18 protein-coding genes are annotated in these 16,177 nt (G+C 74.0%); 10 read left to right on the top strand and 8 right to left on the bottom strand.

Features of this window, described 5'->3' with window-relative positions; genetic code table 11:
- Both AB0399_RS08485 and AB0399_RS08480 read left to right on the top strand, forming a co-directional pair.
- Window positions 1–1,161, top strand: a 1,161-nt coding sequence (locus AB0399_RS08485) for a glycine betaine ABC transporter substrate-binding protein (protein WP_366410700.1), incomplete at its 5' end; no start/stop codon positions are given.
- A gap of 207 nt (window positions 1,162–1,368) precedes the next feature.
- Window positions 1,369–1,932: a hypothetical protein gene (locus AB0399_RS08480; RefSeq protein WP_329362334.1), complete on the top strand. Its 564-nt coding sequence runs from the start codon at window positions 1,369–1,371 to the stop codon at window positions 1,930–1,932.
- A gap of 132 nt (window positions 1,933–2,064) precedes the next feature.
- On the opposite strand, the gene AB0399_RS08475 is transcribed toward AB0399_RS08480, so the two are convergent.
- The 3 genes from AB0399_RS08475 to AB0399_RS08465 form a co-directional block, all read right to left on the bottom strand.
- Window positions 2,065–2,754: a response regulator transcription factor gene (locus tag AB0399_RS08475; protein WP_366410747.1), complete on the bottom strand. Its 690-nt coding sequence runs from the start codon at window positions 2,752–2,754 to the stop codon at window positions 2,065–2,067.
- An 86-nt stretch (window positions 2,755–2,840) separates the two neighbouring features.
- Window positions 2,841–4,004: a histidine kinase gene (locus AB0399_RS08470; RefSeq protein ID WP_366410699.1), complete on the bottom strand. Its 1,164-nt coding sequence runs from the start codon at window positions 4,002–4,004 to the stop codon at window positions 2,841–2,843.
- A 54-nt stretch (window positions 4,005–4,058) separates the two neighbouring features.
- Complete coding sequence (locus AB0399_RS08465) at window positions 4,059–4,631, bottom strand: hypothetical protein (RefSeq protein WP_366410698.1); 573 nt, start codon at window positions 4,629–4,631, stop codon at window positions 4,059–4,061.
- 421 nt (window positions 4,632–5,052) lie between these two features.
- On the opposite strand from AB0399_RS08465, the gene dhaK reads away from it, so the two are divergent.
- From dhaK to AB0399_RS08450, 3 genes are all read left to right on the top strand, one after another.
- Window positions 5,053–6,045 carry a dihydroxyacetone kinase subunit DhaK gene (gene dhaK / locus AB0399_RS08460; protein ID WP_328472347.1) on the top strand — a complete coding sequence of 331 codons (993 nt, stop codon included), beginning with the start codon at window positions 5,053–5,055 and terminating at the stop codon, window positions 6,043–6,045.
- An 82-nt stretch (window positions 6,046–6,127) separates the two neighbouring features.
- Window positions 6,128–6,805, top strand: coding sequence for a dihydroxyacetone kinase subunit DhaL (gene dhaL, locus AB0399_RS08455; protein WP_366410697.1), 678 nt, complete (start codon window positions 6,128–6,130; stop codon window positions 6,803–6,805).
- A complete protein-coding gene (locus AB0399_RS08450; RefSeq protein WP_329362343.1) occupies window positions 6,802–7,236 on the top strand; it encodes a PTS fructose transporter subunit IIA in 435 nt (144 codons plus the stop codon). The genes dhaL and AB0399_RS08450 overlap by 4 nt, the downstream gene beginning before the upstream one ends.
- Before the next feature lie 96 nt (window positions 7,237–7,332).
- Here the strand turns inward: AB0399_RS08450 and AB0399_RS08445 are convergent, their stop codons facing one another.
- Both AB0399_RS08445 and AB0399_RS08440 read right to left on the bottom strand, forming a co-directional pair.
- Window positions 7,333–7,620, bottom strand: coding sequence for a hypothetical protein (locus AB0399_RS08445; protein WP_329362345.1), 288 nt, complete (start codon window positions 7,618–7,620; stop codon window positions 7,333–7,335).
- Between the two features lie 144 nt (window positions 7,621–7,764).
- Window positions 7,765–8,310, bottom strand: a complete 546-nt coding sequence (locus AB0399_RS08440) for an NUDIX domain-containing protein (protein WP_366410696.1) — start codon at window positions 8,308–8,310, stop codon at window positions 7,765–7,767.
- A gap of 192 nt (window positions 8,311–8,502) precedes the next feature.
- On the opposite strand from AB0399_RS08440, the gene AB0399_RS08435 reads away from it, so the two are divergent.
- Window positions 8,503–9,885, top strand: a complete 1,383-nt coding sequence (locus tag AB0399_RS08435; protein WP_366410695.1) for an O-antigen ligase family protein — start codon at window positions 8,503–8,505, stop codon at window positions 9,883–9,885.
- Between the two features lie 30 nt (window positions 9,886–9,915).
- On the opposite strand, the gene AB0399_RS08430 is transcribed toward AB0399_RS08435, so the two are convergent.
- Window positions 9,916–10,482, bottom strand: coding sequence for a hypothetical protein (locus AB0399_RS08430; RefSeq protein ID WP_328472322.1), 567 nt, complete (start codon window positions 10,480–10,482; stop codon window positions 9,916–9,918).
- 46 nt (window positions 10,483–10,528) lie between these two features.
- Complete coding sequence (locus AB0399_RS08425) at window positions 10,529–11,284, bottom strand: aspartate/glutamate racemase family protein (RefSeq protein ID WP_329362352.1); 756 nt, start codon at window positions 11,282–11,284, stop codon at window positions 10,529–10,531.
- Between the two features lie 199 nt (window positions 11,285–11,483).
- Here AB0399_RS08425 and AB0399_RS08420 point away from each other — a divergent pair, with 199 nt between their 5' ends.
- Window positions 11,484–12,653: a glycosyltransferase gene (locus tag AB0399_RS08420; RefSeq protein WP_366410746.1), complete on the top strand. Its 1,170-nt coding sequence runs from the start codon at window positions 11,484–11,486 to the stop codon at window positions 12,651–12,653.
- A 19-nt stretch (window positions 12,654–12,672) separates the two neighbouring features.
- Here the strand turns inward: AB0399_RS08420 and AB0399_RS08415 are convergent, their stop codons facing one another.
- Window positions 12,673–13,806, bottom strand: coding sequence for a hypothetical protein (locus AB0399_RS08415; RefSeq protein ID WP_366410694.1), 1,134 nt, complete (start codon window positions 13,804–13,806; stop codon window positions 12,673–12,675).
- A 205-nt stretch (window positions 13,807–14,011) separates the two neighbouring features.
- Here AB0399_RS08415 and AB0399_RS08410 point away from each other — a divergent pair, with 205 nt between their 5' ends.
- The 3 genes from AB0399_RS08410 to AB0399_RS08400 all read left to right on the top strand — a co-directional run bounded on the left by AB0399_RS08410 (window position 14,012) and on the right by AB0399_RS08400 (window position 16,146).
- Window positions 14,012–14,599 (top strand): DUF6643 family protein, encoded by a 588-nt coding sequence (locus AB0399_RS08410; protein WP_329362356.1) that lies wholly within the window; start codon window positions 14,012–14,014, stop codon window positions 14,597–14,599.
- Window positions 14,600–14,641: 42 nt separating this feature from the next.
- On the top strand, window positions 14,642–15,469 hold the full coding sequence (locus AB0399_RS08405) for an MOSC N-terminal beta barrel domain-containing protein (protein WP_366410693.1): 828 nt from the start codon (window positions 14,642–14,644) through the stop codon (window positions 15,467–15,469).
- A 98-nt stretch (window positions 15,470–15,567) separates the two neighbouring features.
- Window positions 15,568–16,146, top strand: a complete 579-nt coding sequence (locus AB0399_RS08400; protein ID WP_366410692.1) for a hypothetical protein — start codon at window positions 15,568–15,570, stop codon at window positions 16,144–16,146.
- The last annotated feature ends 31 nt before the right edge of the window (window positions 16,147–16,177 follow it).

Below are 16,177 nucleotides of genomic sequence, written 5' to 3'. Positions count from 1 at the left end.
CTCGCCGAACTCCAGCGCGACTACGACCAGAAGAAGCCCGTCGCCGTCGTCCTGTGGTCCCCGCACTGGGCCTACAGCAAGTACGACCTCACCAAGCTCAGCGACCCCAAGGGCCTGTGGGGCGCGAGCGACTCCATCCACAACATCGCCAACAAGAACAGCGCGAAGAAGCTCCCGCAGGTCAGCTCGTGGATGAAGAACTTCCACATGACCGAGGAGCAGCTGAGCTCGCTGGAGGCCGACATCCAGGCCGCCGGGCAGGGCAAGACCGCCGACGGCGTCAAGAAGTGGATGAAGGCCAACCCCGGCGTGGTCGACAAGATGGCACCGGTGGCCGGAGCCTCCGCCACGAACGTCGGCAAGGGCCAGTCGGTGAAGATCGGCGACTTCAACTGGGACGAGTCGATCGCCTCGGCGAACCTGTGGAAGGAAGTCCTCGACGAGCGCGGCTACAAGGCGTCGGTCAACACCTACGACCCGGGCGCCGCGTACACCGGACTCGCCAGCGGCAACATCGACTACATGACCGACACCTGGCTACCGACCACGCACGCCTCGTACATGAAGCAGTACGGCAGCCATCTGGACGACCTGGGCCCGTGGTACGACAAGACCTCGCTTGAGGTCTCGGTCCCGTCCTACGTCAAGGGCGTCAAGACCATGGCCGACCTCAAGGGCAAGTCGGCCGAGTTCGGCGGCAAGATCATCGGCATCGAACCCGGCGCCGGCGAGATGAAGATCCTCAGCTCCAAGGTCCTCCCCGGCTACGGGCTCGACAAGGAGTACAAGCTCGTCGCCAGCTCCACCGCCGGCATGCTCGCCGAACTCCAGCGCGACTACGACCAGAAGAAGCCCGTCGCCGTCGTCCTGTGGTCCCCGCACTGGGCCTACAGCAAGTACGACCTCACCAAACTCGGCGACCCCAAGGGCCTGTGGGGCAAGGGCGACTCGATCCACAGCGTCGCCAACAAGAACAGCGCGAAGAAGCTCCCCCAGGTCACCACGTGGATGAAGGACTTCCACATGACCGAGCCGCAACTCGCCTCCCTGGAGGCCGACATCCAGTCGGCGGGCCAGGGGCAGACCACGGCGGGGGTGAAGAAGTGGATGGCCGACAACCCGGACATCGTCGACACGATGGCACCGGTAAGCGCGAGCTGACGCCACCACCCGCACGCGGCGACTGACCCGCGGCTGCCGAACCCGCGGGAAGCGAAGGGCCGGGGACACGGAAACCGTGTCCCCGGCCCTTCGTGTCGCCGTCTCCACCCGAACCTCCACCCACGGGACCAGGTACTTCGCCCGCCATGGCGGGAGAGTCGCTCTCGGCACCACGGGAACACCGTCGAGGCGAAGGAGTGCGAGGTCATGACCGACATGGAGCAGGCGCTGGCGATCAGCGGGGGCATCTTCGGGCTGATGCTGCTGACGCAGTACGGCCGCAGGAAGTACGACCGGCACAAGGTCCTGATGCCGCTGGTGTCGGTCTCGGTGATCGGCTACTTCTACCTCAGGGGCGCGCCCACCCACACCGTCGACCTGGTGGTCTACCTGGTGGGTGCCGCGGTCGGGGTGGTGTGCGGTGGCATCGCGACGCTCACCACCGGGGTGGAGCGGGACCGGGGCTCGGGCCGGGTGTACACGCGGTGCGGCGCCGGGTTCGTCGCCATCTGGTCCGTGGTGGTGGCGCTGCGGGTGGCGTTCATCTACCTCAGCGAGCACGACGACTGGTTCCGCGGCCACCTGGTCACGTTCATGACGGACCACCGCATCGTCGAGGACGCCATCGCGCCGTTCTTCGTCCTGATGGCGCTGGCCATGGTGCTCAGCCGGGTGCTGCTGGTGCTGGCCCGGGTGCGGGCGCTGCCGCCGGCCGAGGGCACCGCTCCCGCGGTGGACGGCCGCCCCGCGGCGGCCCCGCGCGTCGGCTGACACCCGGCCGCCGGCCACCAGCAACCGGCAACCGGTCCGACAGCGCCCGGTCGGCAGCCACTCAGCGGCAGGTCAGCGGCTGGTCAGCCGGGCAAAGGGCGACAGCGAGGCCGTCAGCCGCGATCCCGCACCTCATCCACGGGCCTTCACCAGCCCGTGGATGAAGGCGTACTGCACGGCGTGCGCCCGGTCGCGCAGATGCGCCTTCGCGAAGAGGTTGTTGATGTGGGTCTTCACCGTGGCCTCGCTGACCACCAGGCGTTCGGCGATACCGCGGTTGGTCAGGCCCTCGCCGATGAGGGTGAGCACCTCGACCTCCCTGGGCGTGAGGTCCGGTGCGAGGCCGGCGATCGGCGCCTCGGCCGGGGCCGCGCTCTTGACGGCGGCCGCGAGCAACCGCTCCTGGACCGCCGGGTCGAGGACGGCCTGCCCGGCCGCGGCGGCCCGCACCGCGCGGGCGATGTCCTGGCGGCCGGACTCCTTGGTCAGATAGCCGCGGGCCCCGGCGCCGAGCGCGGCAAGGATGTACTGCTCGTCGGCCAGCGTGGTGAGCACCACCACCGCGACGTCGGGAAAGCGCTCGGTGACCAGCCGGGTGGCCTCGACGCCGTCCATCCGCGGCATGTTGAGGTCCATGAGGATCACGTCGGGGGCGTGCTCGTCCGCGGCCGCCACGGCCTCCGCGCCGTCCCGCGCCGTGGCCACGACCTCCAGGCCCGGCTGAAGGTCGAGCACCACCGCGAGCGCCTCGCGGATCGCGGTCTGGTCGTCGGCGACGACCACCCGCACCGTGTGCTCGCCGTCGGCCCCGAGAGCCTCCACCCCGTACCCCCTCGCGTCCCGCCGGTCCACGTCGTGCCCGTTCCCGTCGTACCCGTTCCCGGTGTGCCCGTCCGCCTCGCGCTCGCTCACGCCGGTATCACCACGCGCACCCGCCATCCTCCCGCGTCGTCGCCGTCCACGATCGGGCCGGCCGTCACCGTGCCTCCCACCAGTTCGACGCGCTCGCGCATCCCGACGAGTCCCATGCCGCTCCCGGCACCGGCCAGCGGCCGGGAACCGTCCGGGGGCGCGGAGTTCACCACCTCGAAGGTGGTCTCCTCCGTGCCGTACCCCAGGCGCAGCCGGACCGGCGCGCCAGGTGCGTACTTGTGCGCGTTGGTCAGCGCCTCCTGGGCGCAGCGCACGATCACCTGGGCGGGCCGGACGGGCAGTTCGTGCGGCGATCCGTCGAGGGTCAGCGTACCGGTGCCCGGGCTGGAGCCGAGCATGGAGCGCAGCGTCTCCAGCAGCGGCAGCGCGTCCTCCCGCAGGTCGCGGACCGTGCGCTGGACCTCGGTCAGTCCCGCGCGGACCAGGCTCTGCGCCCGCTGGGCGGCCTGCCGGGCCTCGTCCACCGCGCCGGCCTCCAACAGCGCGTCGGTGACCTCCAGTTGCATGTTGACGCCGGCCAGCGAGTGGGCGAGCACGTCGTGCACGTCGCGGGCGATACGGGCGCGCTCGGCCAGCGCCTCGGCACGGGCCTCGGAGCGCGAGGCCAGCTCCGCCTGCTCGGCGGCGGCCCGCGCCGAGCTGAGCGCGTCGGCCTGCGAACGGTTGGAGATGCCGAACAGCACGCTGACGCCGGTCAACGCGCCCAGGTACCACGACACATGGCCGTAGGCGCTGCCGACCGGGAAGAGCAGCACGCTCGCGCACAGCACGCTGGTGAGCACCGCGAAGGCCAGTGCCCGCTGCTGCGCGAGGCGGAACCCGGCGTGGCCGGCCGCGTAGAACGCGAAGAGCGACGCCGCTCCGGAGTGGTCCTGGCTCATCAGGGCGGCCGCGCTGACCGCCGCGGCGCCCAGCACCGCCGTCTGCGGACCGGGCGGCAGCACTCCCACGGGGATCAACCGGGTGCACAGCAGCACCGAGTTCACGACGAGCAGGCACAGGACCGCGAGTCCGGTGCCGGACGTCCCGATCGGGTTCACCAGCACCGCGCACACCGCGATGCCGGTGGCGGTGGTGAAGAACTGGAAGAGGTGGTTGTCCTCCGTGAACCAGCGGATCACGGCTCGGAGTCGATGCACTGGAGCTCTTTTCCCGTGGTCGGCCGGTCAGCCGGTAACGGTTCGGGGCGAAAACTACCAGCGCCCCCGCCCATCGCGACAACCGGAGGCGCCCCGGCTGGTGCCGTGACCCTGGCGATCCCCCGGCTCCCGGTGAGCCGGACTGTGCCCGCCCTGGTCCTCCGCCCCCGCGGGCCGAGCGCGGGTCGCCCGGAACAGCACCACCAGCGACTCGGCCAGCACGCCGAGGCCGACCGAGAGCAGCACACCCTGGTCGGCGGCGCGCCCGGACGCGGCCGCCACCGCACGACCGGCCGACGACAGCGCCACCTGAAACGCCGCCCCCAGCAGCCACAGCAGCAGCGAACCGGCCCCGTACCGCATCGATCGCGCGCCGTCCCGTGTCCCCAGGCGTACGGTCAGCCCGCGGGCCAGCCCGACGGCCACGCCCAGCAGGCAGCTCGCCGCGATCAGGGCGACCGTCGCCCCGCCCGCCGGCCGGGCGTCGCGGACCGTGACCAGCCCCAGCACGCCGAGCACCACCGGCGCCGCCAGCACCGGACCGGCCTCCAGGGCCTCCCCGATGATCCGGCGGGCGAGGACGTAGCCGACGCCGCTCACGAGCAAGACGATGTTCAGGGCACTCATCCCGCCCCTTTCCCGCCACGTGCTTCCGCCGGCGTTCCGCTGATACCGGCACGCTAAGGACCACCGCCGTTCCGTCGCTCCACCCCAGGGTGGAGATCCGGGTGGAGATCCACGTGGAAGGTCCAGGTGGGAGGTCCAGGTGGAGGGTCCGCGCGGGGGCGGGGTACGACCACGCCGTGACGTTTCTCGATCATCGGCGGATACTGGGGGGTATGAACTGCCCGCCCGGACGAGTGGCCTCGACCCCGGGCTCCCGCGTACCGGGGGCGCGTCCCGCCTACCGGCACCCGGTCGGCGGAAGCGCCGCGCCGCGCCCTCGCGCAGCACCGCGGGCCGCCGCCGTCGAGAACTCTGGACACAGCCTCTGACCTGCTACGACACAGGCGGTTGCCCTGGCTGCCGGCCTGGCGAGGAGATTCCCGTGAAGATGCTGATCAACGTACCGGAGAACGTGGTCCCGGACGCGCTGCGGGGCTTCGCGGCGGTGCACACCGATCTGACCGTCGACGTGGAGCGCCGGGTGATCGTCCGCCGCGGGGCGCCCTACGACGGGCAGGTCGGGCTGGTGTCGGGCGGCGGGTCGGGGCACGAACCGCTGCACGGCGGTTTCGTCGGGCGCGGCATGCTCACGGCCGCCTGCCCGGGCGAGGTCTTCACCTCTCCGGTGCCGGACCAGATGGTGCGGGCCGCGGCGGCGGTGGACAGCGGCGCCGGCGTGCTGTTCATCGTGAAGAACTACACCGGCGACGTGCTCAACTTCGACATGGCCGCCGAACTCGCCGAGGACGAGGGCGTCCAGGTGGCGAAGGTGCTGGTCAACGACGACGTGGCGGTGACCGACAGCCTCTACACGGCCGGCCGGCGCGGCACCGGGGCCACCTTGTTCGTCGAGAAGCTGGCGGGCGCGGCGGCCGACGAGGGCGCGCCGCTGGACCGGGTCGCGGGCATCGCCCACCGGGTCAACGAGGTGTCCCGCAGCTTCGGGGTGGCGCTCAGCGCGTGCAGCACCCCCGCGAAGGGCGGCCCGACCTTCGACCTGCCCGAGGGCGAGCTGGAGCTGGGCGTCGGCATCCACGGCGAGCCGGGCCGGGAGCGCCGCGCCATGATGACCTCGGGCGAGATCGCCGACGTGGCGGTGGACGCCGTGGTCGAGGACCTGCACCCCGACGCGCCGGTGCTGCTGCTGGTCAACGGGATGGGCGCCACTCCGCTGCTGGAGCTGTACGGCTTCGCGGCCGAGGTGCACCGGGTGCTGGCCGCCCGCAAGGTCTCGGTGGCCCGTACGCTCGTCGGCAACTACGTGACCTCGCTCGACATGGCGGGCGCCTCGGTGACGATCTGCCAGGCCGACGAGGAGCTGCTGCGGCTGTGGGACGCGCCCGTGTCGACCCCGGCGTTGCGCTGGGGCTGCTGACCGCGGTCCCCGGCCGCCGCCGGGTGCGCGGGCGCGCACCGCGCGCCGTGCCGCTTCGACCACCCGTGGAAAGGCACACCGTATGAACGCCGTCCCCGAACAGCCCGACCAGCCCGCCGACATAGACGCGGCCCTGCTGCTGCGATGGCTCGACACGGCGACGTCCGTGATCGAGCGGGAGGCCGCCCACCTCACCGAACTGGACTCCCCGATCGGCGACGCCGACCACGGCAACAACATGCGCCGCGGTTTCCTCGCCGCGCGCGCCGCACTTCAGCAGGAGCCGCCGGACACCCCCGGCGGGGTACTGGTCGGGGTGGGACGGCAGCTGATCAGCACCGTCGGCGGCGCGTCGGGCCCGCTGTACGGCACGCTGCTGCGGCGTACCGGCAAGGCGCTCGGCGACGCGCCGGCGGCGACCGCGGCGGAACTGCGCGACGCGCTGAAGGCGGGGGTGGACGCCCTGGCGCAGCTCGGCGGCGCGGTGCCGGAGGACAAGACGATGGTGGACGCGCTGGTGCCGGCGCTCGACGCGTTCACGGCGGCGCTCGACGCGGGCGAGGGCACCGCCGATGCGCTGAGCGCCACGGCGCGGGCGGCGGGGGAAGGCGCCGCAGCAACGATTCCGCTGCGCGCCCGCAAGGGCCGGGCGAGTTATCTGGGCGACCGCAGCATCGGCCACCAGGACCCGGGCGCGACCTCCTCGGCCCTCCTGCTCACCGCGCTCGCCGACACCGCACGGGAGGCGTCCTCCTCATGACCGGCAGCACGGACAGCACCACCGGAGACCGTACGCAGGCGCTGGTCGGGATCGTGCTGGTCTCGCACAGCGCGGCGGCCGCGAACGCCGTCGCGGATCTGGCGTCCGCCCTCACCGGCGGCGACGAGGTGCCGCTGATGCCGGCCGGCGGCGGGCCCGACGGCGGCCTCGGCACCAGCTCCGACCTGATCTCCTCGGCCGCGCGCACCGTCGACCAGGGTGCGGGCGTGGCGGTGCTCGCCGACCTCGGCAGCGCGGTGCTGACGGTGAAGGCGCTGCTGGCCGACGACGAACTCCCGCCCGGCGCCCGCCTGGTGGACGCCCCCTTCCTCGAAGGGGCGGTCGCCGCCGTCGTCACCGCGTCCACGGGCGCGGACATCGACGCGGTCGCGGCGGCAGCGGCGGAGGCGTACACCTACCGCAAGGTCTAGGGCCTGGACCGGAAGCAGCCGCGGGCTCCCCACGCTCCGCGAAGGAGCGCGGGGAGCCCGCGGCCTGGCCTCGCGGCCTCCCGCGTGGGCGGTCGGTCAGCGGCCGTAGGTCAGCAGGTGGCGGACCATCCGGCAGGTGATGTCGGACGGCGGGTGCACGCCTATCCGCTCGGCGGTGCGGCGAATCCGTCCGTTCCCGGCGTGAGCCGCTTCGTAGACCCCCGAGTCGAGCAGGGCGATGGTCAGGCGCATGGTCTTCAGGCGGCGGTTGTGGGCGACGTACCACTCGCGGGGCAGGCCCGCGGGCAGCGGCTTCTTCGGCAGTGCGACGACGGGCGCGGATGTGTGTCGGCGTGTATCCAGGGGCAGTACGGCAGCGGCCATCGGCTTCCTCCTGAGGCGTCGGCCAACCCTCTCGAACACTGTCGATTTTACCGCCAAGCACTGACAAAGCGGCCTGGCCAGGAGGGGGTTGGCCCGACCCGGCCGACATGTCCACGCCGGCCGCGGGCCGATGGTCGTACCGGGTCACGGAGCCCGGTGACCGTCACCGTCGAGCGCATGCGCGGGGGCGGGCGCGGTCGCAGGGGCGGGGGCAGGTGCGGATGCGGGGGCGAACCACGTCGGCTCCTCGCGCAGCGCCGACTCGATCCGGCCGCGGGCGATCGGCCCGAGCGGCGGCAGCTCGTCCAGCGCGAACCACCGCACGTCCAGCGACTCGTCGTCGTTGACCCGGGCCTCGCCGCCGACCGCCCGGCAGCGCAGCACGATGTCGATGTACTGGGCGCGGTCGCCGTTGTCGTACACCACCGGCTCGTTGGTGAAGACGCTGAGCACCCGCTCCACCACCGCGGACACCCCGGTCTCCTCCTGGATCTCCCGCACCGCGCTCTCGGCGGGCTGCTCACCGGGGTCGGGGATACCGCTGATCAGCGCCCAACGGCCGGTGTCCGTACGACGGTTGAGCAGCACCCTGCCGCGGTCGTCGAAGACCACCATGACCACGCCGGGCAGCAGGAGGAGAACGTTCCCCGCCTTTTCGCGGATGTCCTGGATGAACTGGGGAGTCGCCATGCCCCGAGCCTACGAGATGAAAGGTGAACGCCACATCAGCACCAGGTTTCACAAGCTCGACGAGCTTCCTGTGCGACATATCCACAGGGCGGGCCCTCACCCGTTACGGTGATCCGGACAACAGCGCCCACGCGGGGAACGCGGGCACGGGGTACCCCGTCGCGCCCGGGTGGTGGCGGCAGGGGGTCGGGGATGGACACGACGGCCGGCGGCGCGCCGGAAGCGGCGCGCGGGGCCCGCGCGGCGGAGGCCGGCCCGCGCCGCGCCGGTTCGCACGAGGACGACCGGGCGGCCGACGGTACGCCCGAGGACGACCCGGACGGGAGCGCGAGCGGCAGCACGGCCGCGGACGGCACCGGCTCCGCACTGTTTCCCGACCTCGGCGACACGGGTGACACCGGCGGCATCGGCGACATCGCTGGGTCCCCGCCGCGGCCGGTCCGGCCGGCACGGCCGCCGTCCGGCGGCGGGGCGGTCGACGCGGCGGGGATGGTCGTCCTGGCCTGCTGCGCGGTGTGGGTGATGGTCTGCGCCGGCGGCCGCGAGGCCAGGCCGGAGGGCGCGCTGCTGGCGCTGCTCGCGGTCACTGCCGGATACGCCGCGGGCCGGGTGCTCGGGGCGATGCTGCCGACGCTGACCCTCACCGTCGGCGCGGTGACCGTGCTGGCGCTGGTGCTGGGCCCGGCCCACCGGCTGTCCGGCGGCGCGAGCGCGCCGCCGCTGGGCTACCCCAACGCGGACGCGGCGCTGCTCGTCCTGGCCGCCGGGGCGGCGTGCTGCGCGGCGTGGGGCGTCCCCGACACGGTGTGGCGCGTCCCGTCGGTGGTGTGGCAGGCGCTGCTGCGGCTGCTGGCGATGGCGGCCGCGGTGGCGGCGCTGGTACTGGGGTCGTCGGCGGGCTTCGCGGCGGGCATGGCGGTCGTGCTGTGCTCGCTGGCCGCGGCCCGGATGCGGCACCGGCTGATCGGCCTGGTCGGGCTCGCGCTGGCCGCGGCGCTGGCGGTCGGCGGAAGCTACGCGGTCGCGGTCGACGCGGCGCCCGGCGGGCTGTCCGAGTCGCTGACCGGGCAGCTCACCCAGCCGCGCGTCGCGCTGTGGCACGAGGCCGTGCACCTCGCCGGACGCCATCCGCTGCGCGGCGTCGGGCCGGGACGCTTCGCCGAGGAGAGCACCCCGCTGCCCTCCGACACGCCCACCGCCGAGACCCCGCAGTCCGCGCCGTTCCAACTCGCCGCGGAGCAGGGAGTGCCGGGGGTGGCGCTGCTCGGCGGCGCCTACCTGTGGACGCTGTGCGCGCTGTGGCGCTCCCCGCGGTCGACGCCCGCGGTGCTGACCGCGGCCGCGACGCTGACCGGGCTCGGGCTGCTCGCGGCCGTGGACCACGTGCTCAGCTACACCGCGGTCACGGCCGCGGCGGGGCTGCTGGCGGGGCTGGCCACCTCGCGGCCGCTCCCGGCCCAGGCGCCGGCACCCGCACCGAAGCCCGGCCCGAAGCAGCCCATGCGGAAGCCCGCCCCGCGTTCTGGCGCGGAACGGGCTTCCTCGCCGGCTTCCGGGTCGGCGCCGGACCGTTGACGATCGGGGTACCGAGGCGCGGCTCCGGGCTCAACGGGCGGCGGTGGGGCCCTGCGGATCGCGCGGCGCGGCGGACAGGCCGAGCATCTCGCGGATGGCGCGCACCGCGCCTTCCGCGTCGTCGACAGTGACGGTGAACCACCGACCGCCGCCGAGGTCGATCACGATGCCGGGCCCGCGGCGCACCACCACGGCAGTGCCCTTCTCCGGCCGCCAGCGGTAGCCCCAGCCGCCCCAGGCGCGCGGGCTGATCACCGGGGCCAGCCGGGCGCCGCTGACCTCACCCATCGGGATACGGCGGCGCGGCACCCCGATGTGGCCGCAGCGCACCTGAACCGCGTCACGGTCGACGCGCACATGGACGTGGGTGAAGGCGACGGTGCCGAACAGGACGAGCAGTCCGACGGCGAGGCACCCCACCACCGACATCACGAGCGGGACGAGGCTCGCGGTGGGGCCTGGGCCCTCCACCGCGAGCGAGATGCCGAGCGCCACACAGGCGGCGCCCACGGCAGCGGGAACCCACTGCATACGGTTGCTGGCCCGGCCCGTCCACACCTGGGACGCGCCGGTCTCCGGCCGGGGAGCGTGCGTCATGCCCCGAAGCGTACCCATCCGCGGGGCGCGTGGCATCGTGCCGGGGTCAAGCCGTGGCGGGCGTCACGGCGAGTCCCGCGCCCTGCGGGTAGGTGAGGGCGGCGGCCGGGAGGGGGGCCGAGCGGCCGCTGAGGATCACCTCGACGGTGCCGCCGCCCGGGGTGTCGGCCACCCTGCGCAGGGCCTGGGCCGCCACGGCGTCGGCGGAGCCGTACAGTTCGGCGCCGGGCACGGCGGCGGAGATGCGGTCGACGACCAGTTCGTAATGGGTGCATCCCAGGACGACGGCACTTACACCCGACGGAGTGAGGGCCGCCGCGGCGGCGACCGCCGCGTCGATGGCGTCCGTGTCGGCGTTCTGCACGGCGTCGGCCAGTCCCGGACAGGGCACTTCGGTGATCCGAGCGCCGTTGCCGAACTCGGCGATCAGCCCGCGCTGATAGCTGCTGCCCGTCGTCGAGGGGGTGGCCCAGATCGCCACGGCGCGGTGGGCCGCCGCCGCGGGCTTGATCGCCGGCACGGTGCCCACGATCGGCAGCCCCGGCTCGAACGCCGCCCGCAGCGCGGGCAGCGCGTGCACCGACGCGGTGTTGCACGCCACGATCAGCCCGTCCAGCCCGTGCGCCGCCGCGGCCCGCGCGCACTCCAGCGCCCGCGCGGCCATGTCGTCCACCGGCCTCGGACCCCACGGCATGCCCTCCGGGTCCGACGCGAGCACCAGGTCCGCGTCCGCCCGCATCCGCCGCACCGCCGCGGCGGCGGCCAGCAGCCCGATTCCCGAATCCACCAAACCGATCTTCACGCCGCCACTTTAGTTCCCCCGGGCCCGGGGCGCCGTGCTCTCCGGGCCGGCCCGGATCTGCGGGCGGAGCCGCACGAACGAGGGGCGCGGGGAACCGCCCGAGCAACCGACCACCGACAGGTGGTCCCGGAACCGGCAGGACCCGGCAGGGCGGGCGGGTCGGCGCGACGCCGTACGGCACACTGCGGGGGTGAGCGTGATGACCGGGGTCGCAGGGGTGTCGTTGGTGGCGTGGGCATGGTTGCTGGTAGGGCAGGGAGGGTTCTGGCGGACGGATGTGCGGCTGCCGCGGGGCGGCGGGGGCGAAGCGGCGAAGGCGTGGCCGGACGTGGCGGTGGTGGTGCCCGCGCGCGACGAGGCCGAGGTGATCGGGCGGAGCCTGGCCTCGCTGCTGGCGCAGGAGTACCCGGGCCGGGCCGAGGTCTTCCTCGTGGACGACGGAAGCACGGACGGGACCGGCGAGCTGGCACGGGAGTTGGGCGAGCGACCGGGCTCGCTGCCGCTGACCGTGACCTCGCCGGGCGAGCCGCCCCAGGGGTGGACCGGCAAGCTGTGGGCGGTCCGGCACGGGATGGCGCTGGCCCGGGAGCGTACGGGCGCGGAGTACTTCCTGCTGACGGACGCGGACATCGCGCACCGCGAGGGCAGCCTGCGGGCCCTGGTGGAGGCCGCGGTCGGCAACGACCTGGACATGGTCTCGCAGATGGCCCGGCTGCGGGTGGAGACCGGCTGGGAGCGGCTGATCGTCCCGGCGTTCGTGTACTTCTTCGCGCAGCTCTACCCGTTCCGCTGGATCAACCGCCCGGGCGGCCGTACGGCGGCCGCGGCCGGCGGGTGCGTGCTGCTGCGGGCGTCCGCGGCGGAGGCCGCCGACGTGCCGGACGCGATCCGGCAGTCGGTGATCGACGACGTGGCGCTGGCCCGGGCGGTGAAGCGTTCGGGCGGCCGGATCTGGCTGGGGCTGGCCGAGCGCGTCGACAGCGTGCGCCCGTACCCGGATCTGGCCGAGCTGTGGCGGATGGTGGCGCGCAGCGCGTACGCCCAGTTGCGGCACAACCCGCTGGTGCTGCTGGGCACGGTGCTGGGGCTCGCGCTGATCTACCTGGTGCCGCCGGTCGCGGCGATCGGCGGGGCGCTCGCGGGCGCGTGGCCGCTGTGCGTGCTGGGCGCGGCGGCGTGGGCGGTGATGGCGGGGACGTACCTGCCGATGCTGCGGTACTACGGGCAGCCGTGGGCGCTGGCCCCGCTGCTGCCGTACACCGCGGCGCTGTACCTGCTGATGACGGTGGACTCGGCGGTGAAGCACTACCGCGGCCGGGGCGCGGCGTGGAAGGGCCGCACCTACGCGAAGCCCGACGCGACGGTGTGATCCGCGGCGTCCCCCGGGCTCAGCCGGGCCCGGGGGTCCAGCGCAGGCCCCACCCGTAGGCGTAGTCGACCATCCGCTGCGGGCTCAGGCCGGCGCGGGGCGCGAGGTAGCGGGCCTCGCGGCGGACGAGCAGGTGCGGGCCGTCGCGGACGAGCAGGGCGAGCGCGCAGGCTGTGGCGGGCGCGGTGCGGGGGCCGAGCGGGATACGGATGCCGGCGCCGTGTGCGGAGTCCAGGATCAGGGAACCGTTCAGGCCGCGCAGGTCGTGATCGTCGGTGTGGGCACTGACGAAGAGCAGGACGCGGCGGAAGGCGGCGCCGTGGTCGAGGTCGAAGGCGACGTGGTCGCCGCGGTGCCGGTCGGTGCCGAGCCGCAGGAACGGCGGCCGGTCCAGGGCGCCGTGGCCGCCGCCGAGGGCCTGGACGACCCCGCGGCTGCCGTCGGTGAGTTCGAACAGGGCGCACAGGTCGATGCCGGCCGGGACGGGGGTGCCGGGGGCCGCGGGCTGCCAGGCGGGGGTGGCGCGCAGGATGCCGCGGGTGGCGCCCTGGAGGGTGAGCGACGCGGTGGGCGCGTCCTCGGTGAGCGTCACGGCGGTGGGGCGGGCGCCGGCGGGGCGCAGGAGGGCGCGGAAGTGCCAGCGGTCGTCGTAGTGGCAGCACTCCCCCACCACGTAGTCGCCGCGCGCTCCGGTGTCGGTATCGGTGTCGGTGGGGCCCGCGCACTCCATGTCGGCGAGCCCGACGGCGGGTTCGGCGCCCGGGACGCCGACGGCGAGCAGCCGTATCCGGCCCGCGGCGGGTGCCCGGCCGGGTGCGCGCAGCACGATCCGCACCGTCTGCCCGGGTTCGGCGAGGATCGCGAGGTCCACCGAAAGGATGGTGCCGCGGTCCGCCACGGTGACGCCGGGTCCGGTCTCCCCGGGGGACGGCGGGGCCGCCGGGTCCGGCCGGTCCGGCGAGGACGACGGCGCACCGGAGCGCACCGGCGACAGCACCCCGAGCACGCCCGGCCCGCCGCCGGACCGACCGCCGGTCCCGCCCGATCCGCCCGCGCCGGTCCCCCCGCGGTCCCCGCCGGCCCCCGGTTCGTACCGGAACCGTAGGACCGCCCCCGCCGGAAGCTCCACGCTCTCCCCTGCGCGCAGCGTCATTGACACCCTCTCAGCGCCCTCGTCCACGGCGTGCCGACCCCCGGGTTACGCACATGACACGCGCCTTTTACCTGATCACATCCTGAGATGGTGACCGTTTTTCGGGGGTTCGCTCATATTGGTGACCTGAGGTCACTCCCTGCACGCAAAACAACCATCCAATCGGTCTCCCCAACGACCACATCGTGGGCTTAACTTATGGCTCATGACCACCCCCCGCGGTTCGTACGGTGGCGGCTACGGCAGCTACTACCCTTCGTCTGCGTCCTTCCCGGACACCCCGATCTACGACAGCCTCGTGGCCGAGCGCGGCACCCCGCAGATCGCCCCCATCCGCGTGCCCGCGCCGTACCCCTCGTACGAGTCCGGCGGCTACAACTCCTTTGGCAGCAGCGGGAATCTGCCCGCACTGCCGGCCGCGCTCCCCGCGCTGCCGGCCGGCCCTTCGGCGCCGATGGGACAGATGGGCCAGCAGCACCAGCCGCACCCCCAGCCGGTGCAGAACGGCTACCAGGGCGGCGGCTACCAGCCGCAGCCCGCGCCCTACGTCCCGCAGCAGTCCGCGGCGCCGCGCCAGGGGTACGGCAACGGGTACAACACCAACGGCGCCGGCTACCCTGCGCAGCCGCCGCAGCCCTCGCCCTCCGGGTACCAGACGGCCCGCCCCGCACCGCCGCGGCCGATGACGCCGCGGCAGGGGCCCGCCGGGCACCCCGAGGAGAACTACCAGCGCCGCAACCTCGGTCTCGGGGTCCCGCCGGCGCAGCCTGGAGGCGGGTACTACCAGGGCTGACCTCCCGACGAGCGGCGCCCGGCCCGGTGGCACGATGGTCATATGACCATGCCCAAAGTCAGCGCGTTGCACGTCTACCCGGTCAAGTCGCTGCGTGCGACCAGCACGCCGGCAGCGGTCGTGGAGCCGTGGGGGCTCGCGGGGGACCGCCGCTGGATGCTGGTCGACGCCGATACCGGCAAGGCCGTCACGCAGCGCGAGGACGCGCGGCTGGCGCTGATCGGCGCCGTCCTCGACGAGCGCGGCGGGCTGCGGCTGACCGCGCCCGGCCGGCAGCCGCTCGACGTCGCCGTGCCGCCGCCCGGGCCGCTGGAGACCGTCCGGATCTTCTCCGGCACGCTCGAGGTACGGCCCGCCGACGAGACCGCGAGCGCCTGGTGCAGCGCCTACCTCGGCATGCCGGTACGGCTGGTCCACCTCGACCGGCCCGAGTCGCGCAGGCCGATCGACCCCGAGTACGCGCGGCCGGGCGAGACGGTCAGCCTCGCCGACGGCTTCCCGCTGCTGGTCACCACCACCGCGTCGCTCGACGCGCTCAACGCGCTGATCGCCGCCGGCGACCGCGCGGACGAGGGCCCGCTGCCCATGAACCGGTTCCGCCCGAACGCCGTCGTGGACGGCACCGAGGCATGGGCCGAGGACGGCTGGCGGCGGGTGCGGATCGGCGAGGTGGTCTTCCGGGTGCCCAAGCCCTGCGGGCGGTGCGTGATCACCACGACCGACCAGGGCACCGGCGTACGCGGCCGGGAGCCGCTGCGCACCCTGGGCCGGCACCGCAACATCAACAGCCAACTCGTTTTCGGCCAGAATCTCGTGCCCGAGACATCAGGAACCCTGCACGTCGGCGATCCGTTGACGGTGGTGGAGTGATGTTTCCACGCACCCCGTCCGCGCCCCGGCGGACGGAGCAGGCATGAACCGCGCCGGTTGCGGTAGGTAGTTGATGGGTGTGAAGGGGGTGGCCGTCGATGAGGGGTCGCACAAGAGTCACCAGGCCGGGCTGGCGCTGGCGGCGCAATCCGCTGCGCCGGCGCACGGACGTGGTGGAGACGTGGCTCGCGCTGCTCTTCGCCGTCCTGCTCTGCGCGTCGCCGCTGTTCGGCTGGTGGGCGGATCGGTCGGTCGGCCGCGCCCTGCGGCATGAGGTGGCCACCGAGCACTCCGAGCGGAGCCTGGTGACGGCGTCGCTGGCCCGCTCCAAACCGTCCGGTGCGAAGACGCACCCCGCCGAGCAGCTGCGCTGGACCGGGCCCGACGGCACGTCGCACACCGCCTCCGTCTCCTCCGACGTCGAGGTGGTGCAGCAGGGCCGGATCAAGATCTGGACGGACCACGAGGGCCGGCTGGTGCCGCCGCCGCTGGACTCCGCCACGGCGGCCACCCACGCGGTGCTGGCCGGCGTCGCGGCCGGATCGGCCGCGGTCGGACTGCTGGTGATATCCCGCCAGTTGCTGATGTGGCGTCTGATGCTGCGCCGGCTGGACTCCTGGGAGCGCGAATGGGCCCGGGTGGGCCAGGATTGGGGCCGCGCGGGCGCCGGCGGCTGACCGTCCGGCGACTCCTTCCGGCGCCCGGCGG

This window comes from Streptomyces sp. NPDC088194 (assembly GCF_040702025.1).
In the GTDB taxonomy this organism is placed as follows: domain Bacteria; phylum Actinomycetota; class Actinomycetes; order Streptomycetales; family Streptomycetaceae; genus Actinacidiphila.
Note: the sequence above shows the minus strand (reverse complement) of the source record. Positions and strands in the feature narration are given on the sequence as shown.

What these genes read in the sequence shown, in the direction of transcription:
- AB0399_RS08445 (WP_329362345.1), bottom strand. Translation starts at nt 7,620, where the DNA reads ATGGCCGCTGCCGTACTGCCCCTGGATACACGCCGACACACATCCGCG.
- AB0399_RS08440 (WP_366410696.1), bottom strand. Translation starts at nt 8,310, where the DNA reads ATGGCGACTCCCCAGTTCATCCAGGACATCCGCGAAAAGGCGGGGAAC.
- AB0399_RS08430 (WP_328472322.1), bottom strand. Translation starts at nt 10,482, where the DNA reads ATGACGCACGCTCCCCGGCCGGAGACCGGCGCGTCCCAGGTGTGGACG.
- AB0399_RS08480 (WP_329362334.1), top strand. Translation starts at nt 1,369, where the DNA reads ATGACCGACATGGAGCAGGCGCTGGCGATCAGCGGGGGCATCTTCGGG.
- AB0399_RS08435 (WP_366410695.1), top strand. Translation starts at nt 8,503, where the DNA reads ATGGACACGACGGCCGGCGGCGCGCCGGAAGCGGCGCGCGGGGCCCGC.
- AB0399_RS08400 (WP_366410692.1), top strand. Translation starts at nt 15,568, where the DNA reads ATGAGGGGTCGCACAAGAGTCACCAGGCCGGGCTGGCGCTGGCGGCGC.
- AB0399_RS08420 (WP_366410746.1), top strand. Translation starts at nt 11,484, where the DNA reads ATGACCGGGGTCGCAGGGGTGTCGTTGGTGGCGTGGGCATGGTTGCTG.
- AB0399_RS08405 (WP_366410693.1), top strand. Translation starts at nt 14,642, where the DNA reads ATGACCATGCCCAAAGTCAGCGCGTTGCACGTCTACCCGGTCAAGTCG.
- dhaL (WP_366410697.1), top strand. Translation starts at nt 6,128, where the DNA reads ATGAACGCCGTCCCCGAACAGCCCGACCAGCCCGCCGACATAGACGCG.
- AB0399_RS08415 (WP_366410694.1), bottom strand. Translation starts at nt 13,806, where the DNA reads ATGACGCTGCGCGCAGGGGAGAGCGTGGAGCTTCCGGCGGGGGCGGTC.
- AB0399_RS08410 (WP_329362356.1), top strand. Translation starts at nt 14,012, where the DNA reads ATGACCACCCCCCGCGGTTCGTACGGTGGCGGCTACGGCAGCTACTAC.
- AB0399_RS08450 (WP_329362343.1), top strand. Translation starts at nt 6,802, where the DNA reads ATGACCGGCAGCACGGACAGCACCACCGGAGACCGTACGCAGGCGCTG.
- AB0399_RS08465 (WP_366410698.1), bottom strand. Translation starts at nt 4,631, where the DNA reads ATGAGTGCCCTGAACATCGTCTTGCTCGTGAGCGGCGTCGGCTACGTC.